General features: G+C 35.8%; 9 protein-coding genes. 7 read left to right on the top strand and 2 right to left on the bottom strand.

Going from position 1 to position 11,750, the window contains the following annotated elements:
* Positions 1–12: 12 nt before the first annotated feature.
* The 5 genes from JF76_RS00240 (at position 13) to JF76_RS00260 (ending at position 6,439) form a co-directional block, all read left to right on the top strand.
* Entirely contained in the window at positions 13–1,440 is a 1,428-nt protein-coding gene (locus JF76_RS00240; protein ID WP_052697026.1) for a DUF4874 domain-containing protein, read from the top strand.
* Between the two features lie 14 nt (positions 1,441–1,454).
* Complete coding sequence (locus JF76_RS00245) at positions 1,455–2,921, top strand: DUF4874 domain-containing protein (protein WP_052697027.1); 1,467 nt, start codon at positions 1,455–1,457, stop codon at positions 2,919–2,921.
* Positions 2,922–3,190: 269 nt separating this feature from the next.
* Complete coding sequence (locus tag JF76_RS00250) at positions 3,191–4,309, top strand: hypothetical protein (RefSeq protein WP_045927288.1); 1,119 nt, start codon at positions 3,191–3,193, stop codon at positions 4,307–4,309.
* Positions 4,306–5,568, top strand: a complete 1,263-nt coding sequence (locus JF76_RS00255) for a tellurium resistance protein TerC (RefSeq protein WP_045927289.1) — start codon at positions 4,306–4,308, stop codon at positions 5,566–5,568. The genes JF76_RS00250 and JF76_RS00255 overlap by 4 nt, the downstream gene beginning before the upstream one ends.
* Position 5,569: 1 nt before the next feature.
* Positions 5,570–6,439 (top strand): ABC transporter ATP-binding protein, encoded by an 870-nt coding sequence (locus JF76_RS00260; RefSeq protein ID WP_045927290.1) that lies wholly within the window; start codon positions 5,570–5,572, stop codon positions 6,437–6,439.
* Here JF76_RS00260 and JF76_RS00265 read toward each other — a convergent pair.
* On the bottom strand, positions 6,436–7,281 hold the full coding sequence (locus JF76_RS00265) for a helix-turn-helix domain-containing protein (RefSeq protein ID WP_045927291.1): 846 nt from the start codon (positions 7,279–7,281) through the stop codon (positions 6,436–6,438). The two genes, JF76_RS00260 and JF76_RS00265, sit on opposite strands and share 4 nt — an antisense overlap.
* 134 nt (positions 7,282–7,415) lie before the next feature.
* On the opposite strand from JF76_RS00265, the gene JF76_RS00270 reads away from it, so the two are divergent.
* Entirely contained in the window at positions 7,416–9,014 is a 1,599-nt protein-coding gene (locus JF76_RS00270; RefSeq protein WP_045927292.1) for an ABC transporter ATP-binding protein, read from the top strand.
* Positions 9,004–9,270 carry a DUF2087 domain-containing protein gene (locus JF76_RS00275; RefSeq protein WP_167594930.1) on the top strand — a complete coding sequence of 89 codons (267 nt, stop codon included), beginning with the start codon at positions 9,004–9,006 and terminating at the stop codon, positions 9,268–9,270. The genes JF76_RS00270 and JF76_RS00275 overlap by 11 nt, the downstream gene beginning before the upstream one ends.
* Positions 9,271–9,926: 656 nt before the next feature.
* Here JF76_RS00275 and JF76_RS00280 read toward each other — a convergent pair.
* On the bottom strand, positions 9,927–11,738 hold the full coding sequence (locus tag JF76_RS00280; protein ID WP_045927294.1) for an FAD-binding protein: 1,812 nt from the start codon (positions 11,736–11,738) through the stop codon (positions 9,927–9,929).
* Between the last annotated feature and the right edge of the window lie 12 nt (positions 11,739–11,750).

Raw genomic sequence — 11,750 nt, forward strand, 5'->3', positions numbered from 1 at the left:
TGGGAGGAAAAAATGGAAAATTATTATCCTAAGCAGTTAAGTGGAGATCAAACGAAGATTTTACTCACAAACCCTGATCGTGGTTTTCGCTTTGAAGTTTATTTGGATGTAAAAACGGGTAAGAGCATATATGAATATGCGGATGAAGATGCTATTGCTGCGTTAAAAAGAGAAGCATCACTGTATACAGACGATCAGCCACGAATAGTGCAGGTTTATTTTTACTTAACAGGTTACCAGCATGATCCACTGGATGCACAAGCTTTTAACCATATGAGTGCATTTTTTGAGGAACTGGCTAAATTAAATTTAAAAGCATTGCTTCGTTTTGCTTATGTTTCTGAAGATAAAAGGCCTTATAGACAGGCTCCTAGTGTGCAGAGAGTAGAGCAGCACTTGGAACAGTTATCTGGCTGGCTCCACGAACATCGCAAGCAAATTCATGCCTTACAGGCAGGCATTATTGGACCTTGGGGAGAATGGTCTGCCCATGCTCGTGAGACAACTGATGAATCAGCAATTTTACATAGTTTGCTGTTAAATTCTCCTCAAGATCTAACTGTACAAGTACGTTATTTAAATATAAAAAATCGTAATATAGATGTTGCTGAAAAAGAGAATGAACAACGAATTGGTTTTCACGATGACTTTTTAATTGGTATTGGACATGAGTGGAATACAGCGGGTAAAAATCATGATTCGAATGAGTATCAACAATTAATAAGAGATTCAAAAACGACAATCGTTGATGGCGAAAGTATCTGGCTATTTGCCAATCCTATGTATTTAAAAACAAAATACGTAGATCCTGAATTGACCACACAAAGAATGGTTGAAAATCATTTTACTACCTTAAGTATTGCGCATAATTACCATGAGATAAAAACTAATTCATATTATAATGTGACCTTAGAAAATGAATTAAAAAGAACTGGCAAACCAGAGGGGCTTAAATTTCCTCAAATGGGCTCATTTGAATATTGGAAGCATGTTCCTGTTACGCCTGATTTATTAGATAAAAAGCATTGGCCGTATCAAAAATCATGGTTTTTGGATCAAAAGAATCAGACAATTGAACGTAATTATTTTGAATATTTGCGAGATTATTTAGGCTACCGTTTAGAAGTTAAACAAATTAGTTATAACTCCGCTTTAAATGCTGCCGTTTATCTCACACTGAAGAATACCGGCTTCGCCGCTCCTCTGGCTTTGAAACAAATAGAGTTATTTGCTGTAGATCAACAGCAGAATATTATTGGTAAGGCTTTCGTTGAAAAAAGTGCTTTACAAACTAACCGAGAAATAAATACGGTTATCCCATTAATAAAACATAATCAACCTGATAAAGTCGGAGTTAGGCTGCAGGCTACTAATAACAGCACAGCACGTCTTGCCAATGTTTGTCAGTGGGTAGATGGTATTAATTGGTTTAAATTGTAACTGGGGAATAACTCATGAAAAAAATATTTAAAAAGCTAACTTTAATAACTGCATTTTTAGGGTTACTTTTATTTCAAAATCAGCAAAATTTGTGTTCAGTTAAGGCTGCAACTATTTCTGAATATGACGAAAAGCCTCTAACAGAGCAGCAAAATCAAGAAATGGCTAACAATAGCGATCGTGGCTTTCGCTTAGAGTTAAATTTAAATGTTAAAACCGGCATGGGACTATGGGGTAATGCGGATAAAACAGGAATAGCGCAAATGCAAAATGCGATAGCTACATTTGCTGATGATAATCCGCGACTTACACAAGTATACTTTTATCTGACTGATTATAAAGATAAGCCACTAGATCAAACTGCCTTTAATAATATGGATCAATATTTCCAAAAGTTGAAGCAAAACCATTTACAGGCTGTATTACGTTTTGCCTATATTTGGGATGATGCTCATCCTAAATCTCAGGAACCTACAACTGAGCAAGTGGTTGCACATATTAAGCAACTAGCTCCCTGGATTGCTCAGCATCGTGATCAAATAGCTAATTTACAAGCTGGATTTATTGGAGCTTGGGGAGAATGGGACAGCGGAGCCCGTAGCCGTATGAATGAAAAAGCAATTCTGCAGGCATTATTAGCCAATACTCCTAAAGATTTATTTATCCAAGTCAGATATTACAATATCAAGTCACGAAATGTTGATCCCCAGAGTTCTGACTGGCAAAGAGTTGGATTTCATGATGATTACTTGATTGGTCGCCCTCATGTGTGGAATACTGCAGGTGCAGATCCTAATTCTGCTGAATGGAAGGCGATGGCAGAACAATCTCAGACTGTACCGGTTGACGGTGAAATGATTTGGGGTTCTGCCAATGCATCAGACAATAACGGTCAGTTAATTTCTGCACCACTGATTGCTCACCGTCTTGCAGTTCATCATTTTACTTCATTGAGTATAGCTCATAATTACAAAGAAGATGGCAAAGACTATTCTTTGAGTGCTTGGAAACGGCAACTAGTAACGCCTGCACTTTTAGACCAATATAAATTACCATATCAAAAATCATGGTTTAAAGATACTAATGATAATGAAATAAGTCGTTCTTGGTATGAATATATTAGGGATTATCTGGGTTACCGCTTAGCAGTTAAAGATATTAGCTATCAAGCAGATGGGCAGAATATTGACTATCAAGTTAATCTAACTAATTATGGCCTGGCTGCTCCAGTTTTAATTAATAACGCAGAACTGGTATTACTGGATGAATCTAAAAATGTAGTGGCTGCTAAGGACGTAACTGATATTGCTCATTTGCAGTCTTTGCAAATTTTACCAATCAAATGGCAGATAGATAAAACCTTAGTCAGTCAGGCAAAATATTTAGCCTTTAAATTTACTGGTTACAGTAATACGGGAAACCGCCTGGCAAACAATATAGCTTTTGATGATGGGTATAATTATTTGCTGACGCTTAAATAAATAGTTGTAAAAAGACAAAAACCAATAAATTACGCTTTAAACGATGATTTATCGGTTTTTTTATTTATGATAAAAATTAAAGGCTAAATTCACCTGTTTTCTCAATCCTAATTATCATATATGCAATTGTGCTGAGTTTATTATAAATTCATGATTATAAATGGTACTTAAGAAACTAGCTTTGCTTTTAGCTATAATAGAGCTAAATAAAATATGATAAAATCATTGTTAATTACTTTTCATTTTTAGTAAATCAGGTAGGCATTTCCATGAAGAGAACTTATTTTAAGGCAAATTTTACTATTGCACGCAAATCAAAGAAAAATATTCTGTTAATGGGCGCTTTGGTTTTATTCATGGTTCTCTTTGTACTAGTGGTTGAAGCTCAAAACTTGGGAGATAACTACCGTCAGTGGCGCTCATACTATGATTCTCTTGAGGTTAATATCAGTTATTTTGACAGCAGTTTATTACGCAAACAAGAATATAAAGAGACTTATGACAATTTAAATGCCCAAGAAGGTTGTATTTTCAGTTTGCAAAATGGGGAAGTTTTAAGTGATCCCCAAACTTATTTAGACGGATCGATCACGTTATTTCAAACCATGTTAGACGGCTACCGCAATAATTATCTGGGAGCCAGCACATTGAATGTTCCACCCAAGTATCAATTGCATCAAAGATTAGTTACCTATAAATATCTTTATCGTCATCATATACCTGCAGTTATGAATTCAAAGGCATCAGCAACTTATTTAATCTATATTCTCAATTTTGTGGCTATTTTTATTTTCTTTTATATTTTGCTTATTTCTAATGATGTGTGGATGGTTAAGTTGGATCATGATACGGTTTTGCGCAATATCCCTTATCGTGTAGAAGATGAGGTTAAAGGCAAAACCATGATCAATTTGGCTTTAGCCTTGGGTCCTTTACTTATTGGACTAGTTGGTGCATATCTTTTTGCCGGCTTACGAAATGGCTTTCGCAGTTTAAATTACCCTAACGTTTTTTACTTTAATAAAATAATAGCAATCCCAGTCTGGTTGGATTGTTTGCTCTTTTTACTTTATACCGCAGTATTGGTAGTATTTGTGACCAGTTTAACTTTACTTCTTAACCAGATAACAAAAAATGTATATCTCACTACCTTTATTGGTATTGCTCTATATGTATTAACGTATTTGCCTGCCAAAATGCTTAAATTTATTGCTTGGCTGCCATCTGCATATTTAAATGTTAATGATGTGCTTAATGGTACTGTGGCAAGTAAAACAGGATTTGCAGGGCTAAACATAGTCACCAGCGGCTGTATCCTATTAGTTTGGTCATTTATTTTGATCATCTGGTTCAGACACTTGGTTAATAAAGGAGGTATTGCACGATGAAATGGCGTTATTTCCTCTTTCAGTTGAAGGCTTTTTTGGTTAATCCCAAAAATATTGGATTGTTTATTGCTACTGTGATTATGTCTTTATATTTTAGTCTGGTCAGTGTGCCTAACCGTCAGGTAATTGAACAAGTCGATGCCAAGCCTATTAAAAAGGAATATATTGATGATACAGCCTTTCTGAAAGTGGCTATGCAAGAGATTGCTTATTCCAAGAAGCCAGGTTATTATTCTATTCCTAGCAAAGGGGCAGTGGACGCTGTCAGTACTTACCCACAGGTCTTATCTTATGATAAAAAAATATTGCGCGCTATAAAGAAAAAAGACTGGGATGCTTATGCTAAATACGCCAGTGCTCGTTATCAATATATTGACGAGTTAATCTTTGTGGAAGGTAACCAAAACTTTTTGTATCCAGCTGCGTATAATCAAAATGATAATTTTAAGCAGGATGGTCATTTTGGCTATCAACGGACGTATCACTTGTATAACGCACTTCTAGCCGGTAAAAAGGATAAGCAAACAGGGCTGAATAAAAACATTTTGGAAGAGCGCACAACATTACAAGTAATTCAAAACTCACTTTCTGGCTGGGCAGTCTTAATAATGGTAGTGATAGTTTGTTTCTTTGCTGCGGACATTGTGACTAATGACAGGAAATATTATACGGTCTTGGAAAATATTCCTTTAAGTAAACGCACTATTTTATGGTTGAAAACTGGAGTTGTTGAAGTAGGGGTTTTGCTTGACTTTGTAGTAGCTGGGATAATTGCTCTTCTTTGTATAACACCTAGATATGGTTTGGGATCATTAAGACTAAATACTGTTGATTATTTAGGCAAAATAAACTTCAAAGCAACCTTTAGGACTGAAACACTAGGTATGTATTATTTGCAGTTTATCATTTTTGCAATCATTATTTCGTTTATCTTTATCAGGTTAACAATTCTGCTGTCAATCGTTTTGCGTAACGAATATGTTGCCGGCATGCTTAGCAGTCTGTTTGCTATCAGTGCGAAGATGCTTTACTTCTCGTTGGGCATGGGCTTTGTTTACCCGTTTTTGGAAAAATGGCCTATGACTTACTTTTCTATCGGTGACAGTATTACCGGCAACTTGGCTTATTTGATGGATGCACCCGGATGGGGCTTTACTGCTGGCTTAGGGCCACTCATTTGTCTGGCACTTGTCATTGAAATTTTACTGTTTTTGTTCACGCAAATTAAAAGCATCCCTTTAGTTAGACGAGGTGATTAAAATGTTAAAAATAAAAGATGTCACATTGGCATTTGGAAAAAACGTTGTTTTAGACGATGTTAACTTGGAATTTAAGCAGGGCGAGATCGTTGGTCTCGTAGCGCCTAATGGTACTGGTAAGTCGACCTTGATCAACGTTATTTTGCATAATCTGACGCCGCAAAAAGGGTTTGTTGAATATGAAAATACACGTTATCAAACACAAAAAGACACGATTAAATTACACCAGGAAATCTGCTCGTTTCCTGAACAAAGCGACCTGTTTCCCTTTATGACTGGACGGGATCATCTTAATTTATACGCTGATCTTTGGCACAATTCTGAAAAGCCCGTTGAGCAAATAATTACTGACTTGCAAATGGAAAATTACGTGGATAAGAAAGTACAGACTTATTCTTTAGGGATGAAACAGCGACTTTGTTTTGCAATGGTAGTAGCAGCTGATTCTCCTGTAATGTTGTTAGATGAAGTAATGAATGGACTTGATCCACAGAACGTAGCTTTAATTTCACAGATGCTTCTTAAACTAAAGGATGAAAACAAGTTAATCATTATGGCTTCACACCTTTTGTCTAACTTGCAGCAATATGCTGACAGGGTCTTGTTTATGGGTAAAGGACACATTATTGAAGATCTAGACAATAAAAAGCAAAATAAACGGTATTTAAAGATGCAGTCTACCCCTGAAACGACTAAGTTGCTAGCTAATTATGATTACGAAACTTTGCCTAATAACCTGATATTAGTTCCTCTAGAAAAAATTGAGCAGGATAAGCTGACGCAACTTATAGCCAGCTTAGTTAGAGCTGATATTCAATACGCAGTTGAAAGAATTGATATCGAAGACTTATTTAATAAATTTTATGATTAGTTTAAAGCTTTAACCTGATTTAATATTTGCAGAAAATAAGCAGCCGTAGTTTGCATGTCCATATTAGTTAAAAAATGAATGATTGAGACAGCTGCTTCATCATTGGCAGTATTGTGAAATGTAAGAATTGCATTTAAAAATTTGCGCCCAACAATTAACAACATTTCGTTATCTGGTAAGTCAATCTGGTTTATTCGTGTTAGCAGTTTATCTGCAAATTTAAACTGACTATTTGTAATTAAACCAATTACAGCTTCAAATAGAGCTGCTATACCAAAATGAAATGTACCTTCTCCTGCCTTTTTAATAAAAGAAATATTGCTGATAACCTGAACAGAGATTTGGTAAATAATTCTAGGACTAATAATAGGTATAACATTGGCAAACAGTGAAAGAAATTCATGGCCCCAAACAGTTATTTTACTTAACTGATGGTTTAATTCGTTTTGCTGGGCTATAGGAAAGATGTTGTGTTGTGAAGTTTTATAATACAAACTGTAGGCTATTGCTGCATAATCGAGGTCAAAAGGATCTTGACTTGACTCGTATTTATTTAATGCCGCTTGAGCCAGTTTTTTCAAATAGTTTTTGTCGTGGTTATTCCAAGATTCTTCTAAAATAAGCGCAATATGATCCTGCGGGTCGAGTTTAGCAAGCGCAATATATTCAGTTGCCGATAAACTAATTCTTTCGCACAGTTTTAACACCCGGTTAAAATCCATATGGCCCTGATCATTTTCCCAGCGAGAAAGCATTTGAATGGAACAAATGCCTTTAGCTGCTTCTTTAAGCGTAATATGCTGTTTTTTCCTTAATTGTTTAAATTCAATTCCTGACTGCATGCTATTTTGTCCTTTTTAAGATATTATGCACTTTTTTCTCATATATGAGAAAAAAAAGCCAGAAAAATAATTCATGCTTTAATATGTTTTAAAAAATATCTTAACCATTTTAATAATAAAGAAGGAGTAGAAAAATGCAATCTTCATTAAAATTTGCACCTAAATGGAAACTCGTTGCCTACACACTTTTAGCAATAGTAATGGCATTTGGCAATGTGGTAATTGCATATGTCACTAAGATCATGTTAAATGCAGCGCAATATCGTCAAGGCGATAGCGGCAATTTAATTAGAATTGCTGGCATTGGTGCCGCAACAATCTTAATTATTATGTTGTCTAATTTTGTGTACCGTTATATCAAGTACGCTATTATTCAGGATGTCAATGTTTATCTTAAAGACAAAACGATGAGCTACCTGATTGAACAACGCAGTGACTCACAAAAGGATGGTTTAAGTCTGATGACGAACGATCTTAAACAGATTGAGACGTCTAAGACTACAAATGAATTAATGATCATTGCAGAATTAGTATCTTTTTTGCTATCAGTAGTAGTTGGTTTAATCAATTCCTGGATTTTAACTTTAATTTTTATGGTAACTACTTTAATTCCTGGACTAGTGCAAAGGGCTTTTACCAAAACAATTCAAGCAAAAGCAAAAGTTTGGGAGACAAATAACATCGCATACACTCAGAGTGTGAATGACGGGTTAAACGGAGCGCAGACTGTGGGCTTATACGATGCCCAAAGTTCGACTATTAGTAAAGTGGTTAATAGTGCCAAAAGAATGGAAGAAGCATTAAAGAACTTAAACTTCACACAAGCTGCAGCAGGAGAGGTCATTATGGCTTTTGCAGATATTTTTAGCTTTATACTGCCGTTTCTAGTAGGTGCCATCTTAATGCTGCAAGGTCAAATTGGTGTTGGTACTTTAATTATGATAGTGCAACTGTCTAATGAATTTATTAACCCGATAGTTAATATTTTTGAACAATTGAATGCAATCAAGTCTACTAAGCCGATGTGGGATAAAGTAGAGCAGGCTCTGTCTTTTTCAGCTGACAGTACTAAAAGTGCGAAAACTGGTCAATTTACTGGTTTGAAAGTTGAAGATGCAACATACAGTCAAGGTGGCAGAGAGATTTTCACTCATCTTAATCTTACCGTAGCACCTAATGAAAAAATCTTGCTCATGGCACCTAGTGGTTGGGGAAAGACTACGTTGTTAAATTTAATGTTAGGTAAAATTAAACCTAGTGAAGGTCATGTTTATATTGATGGTGAAGATGTCACTGGCAACTGGACCAAAGCTCACGATAATTTCAGTTACGTTAACCAAAAGCCGTTTATCTTTGATGATACAATTAAGTTTAATATTTTACTGGGGCGGAAGGCTTCTCCAGAAAGTTTGGCTAAAGCAGTTGAATCGGCGGGACTAACTGAACTCGTGGATGAAAAAGGCTGGGATTATCAGGTTGGTGAAAAGGGGGCAAATTTATCCGGAGGACAAATCCAAAGAATTGAAATTGCACGTGCTTTTCTCTCTGAACGGCCAGTATTGCTCGCTGATGAAGCTACTAGTGCCCTCGATCCGGAACTGTCACTTGCAATTCATAAAACGTTATTAAAAAAGCCTAATTTGGCAGTAATTGAAGTTGCTCATAAAATTTCTGAAACTGAAAAGTCGTTGTTTGATAGAATAATTAATTTGAATGGAAAAAATGGAGAATAAAGAATTATTAATGCGTTATATTGATAATGATGGAGTTGTTAAAGTTTGGCCTGGTAAGGCTAAAAACCGGCTGTTGATTTTACAATATTTGGCAACTAAATTTGAACCAGCAAAAAAATATTCTGAGCAGGAAGTAAATTTAATTTTAATGCGTTATGTGGCTGATTATGTTACCAGAAGGCGAGATTTAATTGAAAATCATCTTTTAAAGAGAACGGATGATGGTCGAATTTACTGGCTAAATGAAGAAAATTAAAAAAACAAATAATGTATGTCAGCAATTGAAGGATAAATTTGGGGATATTAATGTAGCTAAATCATCTGAAAACTAGTCAGCAAGAGTGCTTAATGCTTTTGCAATCTATTTAAATTAAAGAGCTGGCGATCTATTAAATATGTTACAGTCCAAAGAATATAAACTTGATATTAACAATGAAAAACAAATTATTCAGGGCGTTTATGTGTCTGATAAAGCTATGTATTTTGAGCTAAGAGGAGTTATTGTGGCTAGTCATCTAGAAGGTTAGGACCCAATTAAAAAAGATGTTGAAAGCGTATCAGATGGAGTTCTTAACCCAGACCCAGAGGAAGTTAAAGAAATTATGGAAATTTGGTAGGTAAATATCACCCTGGTAATTTTCAAAAAAATGGCTATGAATTTTTCGATCATTCACGCTTTGATTATGCAGAGAAAAATATCAAAGACATTATTCATGGTCAGTCCAAACAAGTAAGCTTAGAAGCAGACTATTTAAATTACTAGATGAATAAACTTCATACAATCATTTAAAGAGGGTAATGGCCGTAGTTGTAAAGTGCTTATGCTTGCTAGCTAATATCAAAATAACCACTTTACTTTTAATTGAAGTAAAAGTGGTTATTTTGATTTTTAGAATTTATAAAGAAATTATATTATTTGATTTTTGTTAATGCATCATTTACAGCGCTTTTAACAGCTTTCGAAGTCAGCGAAGCACCAGAAACCGCATCAACATTGGTTGAATTAGATTCAATAATGTTGTGAAGCAAAGGTTTAATGATTTTTTGACCAATTTCCTTAGTTTCACTTTGTTTGATTACATTGATATCTTGGATATTTTGGTTATTTTTATCCATGGTTACTTTGACTACGAATTCATTTCCCATGCCTTGATCACTTTTACCCAGAAACTGATTGGCACCAAGTTGGTAATTTTCTGTTTGTTCATCACTAGCTAGAATTTTAGGGTCGAGTGGAGCAACACTATCCGCTTTTTCTACTGGTTCTTGGGCGACATTTTCTCCAGCAATTTTGCCAAATATCAACAACTCTGCAACATCTTGACCAGCTTGATATTGATTAGTGGTTATACTACCGGCTTCGCCAGCACTATATAAGCCCTTGATTGCCGAACCATCTGGCTTTAAAACTTCAGCCTTTTCGTTTCTGCGTGGACCACCCTGAGTGTTTAAAGCTGCAGGTTGCAACTTAATTGCGTATATTTGTCCATCAGCAAGTGGGGTCATTGTTTGGCCATTTCTGCTAAATGAATAATCCTTGCCTAATTTAGCAAGTTCGTTAAAGTCCTTAACTGTGTTAGTAAAAATGGTTGAATCAAAATTAAGTTTTGCGGCAAGTTCACTAGCAGAGGAGGCTGCAATTGCTTTATTTAAAGCAGATTGTAATGCACTATCCTGTATTTGTTCCAATTTGGCTTTTTGCTTTTGGTCAAAAATAATCCAAGATTGTGTAGTCAGATATGGGTGTCTGCCAAAGCCATGAATAAACAAATAGCCGGCTTTAGAATGCTGGTCTTCTGCAAAGTAACGTGTGCCATCATTACCTACAACAAAAATGCTGCCTGTGTATAGTTCAGGCCAAGTGTATGATAAAATGCCGCGCTGGCCATTTGCAACTGCATAAGTCAAACCGTGATATAAGCCACCGCCATTGTAAACACTGGTATGCCACTGATCGGCACCAGCTTCAATACTTAAATTGATAGAATCCCCCTTATTATATAGAGTACCCATTGGCACCATTTTAGGAACGCCTAGGTAATCCTGAATTCGTTCAGGATCGTTTTCAAAGCCGCCGGCTGTGAAAACAACACCTTTTTTGGCGTGGACGTATACTTCTTGTCCATGTCTGTTGATTACTGCTCCTATGACTTTGCCGGTTGAGTCTTGCACTAAGTAAATAGCCGGAGATTCATACCAAATGGTAATATGATCAAGGCGTTTCATGACCTCATTTCTGAGAACTTTCCACAAAACTCCGTCTTCAATTTGCTGCCCATCATGTACAGTGTATAAGTCATAGTCGGAAGCTCCCGGATAGTCAGGATAATCAGGGAAATCTCCTTTGACCGATTGAACTGCTGGTCTGTCTGGATGTGCTAAAAAGCTGAAAGGTTCAACATGAAGGTATTTTTTTAAGTAATTAGGCATATCAGCTACGCCATCAACAAAAGTATCTATGATTTTTTGATTAAGATCAAAGGGTGCTGTCATTTTGGAATAGTATTTTTGATAAGAAGATTTGCTTTTTGTACCTGCAATCATTTGTCCACAATAACGAGTATTACCACCTTCGTGGCCAACTGGTGCAACATCTGTTAAAAGTACTTTGCAATTATTGTCAGCAGCAAACCTTGCGGCAGTAGCGCCTGCTCCTCCAAAACCAATAACTATAACATCGAAATCAGCTTGCCATTTAAAATTGTTAATTTGTGTTGTTAGCATTTTTTAAAATCC

Origin of the sequence: Lactobacillus kullabergensis (assembly GCF_000967195.1) — a bacterium.
Lineage (GTDB): Bacteria > Bacillota > Bacilli > Lactobacillales > Lactobacillaceae > Lactobacillus > Lactobacillus kullabergensis.

Excerpts from the sequence above, each read along its gene's own strand:
- JF76_RS00240 (WP_052697026.1), top strand. The coding sequence starts at position 13 with ATGGAAAATTATTATCCTAAGCAGTTAAGTGGAGATCAAACGAAGATT.
- JF76_RS00245 (WP_052697027.1), top strand. The coding sequence starts at position 1,455 with ATGAAAAAAATATTTAAAAAGCTAACTTTAATAACTGCATTTTTAGGG.
- JF76_RS00250 (WP_045927288.1), top strand. The coding sequence starts at position 3,191 with ATGAAGAGAACTTATTTTAAGGCAAATTTTACTATTGCACGCAAATCA.
- JF76_RS00255 (WP_045927289.1), top strand. The coding sequence starts at position 4,306 with ATGAAATGGCGTTATTTCCTCTTTCAGTTGAAGGCTTTTTTGGTTAAT.
- JF76_RS00260 (WP_045927290.1), top strand. The coding sequence starts at position 5,570 with ATGTTAAAAATAAAAGATGTCACATTGGCATTTGGAAAAAACGTTGTT.
- JF76_RS00265 (WP_045927291.1), bottom strand. The coding sequence starts at position 7,281 with ATGCAGTCAGGAATTGAATTTAAACAATTAAGGAAAAAACAGCATATT.
- JF76_RS00270 (WP_045927292.1), top strand. The coding sequence starts at position 7,416 with ATGCAATCTTCATTAAAATTTGCACCTAAATGGAAACTCGTTGCCTAC.
- JF76_RS00275 (WP_167594930.1), top strand. The coding sequence starts at position 9,004 with ATGGAGAATAAAGAATTATTAATGCGTTATATTGATAATGATGGAGTT.
- JF76_RS00280 (WP_045927294.1), bottom strand. The coding sequence starts at position 11,738 with ATGCTAACAACACAAATTAACAATTTTAAATGGCAAGCTGATTTCGAT.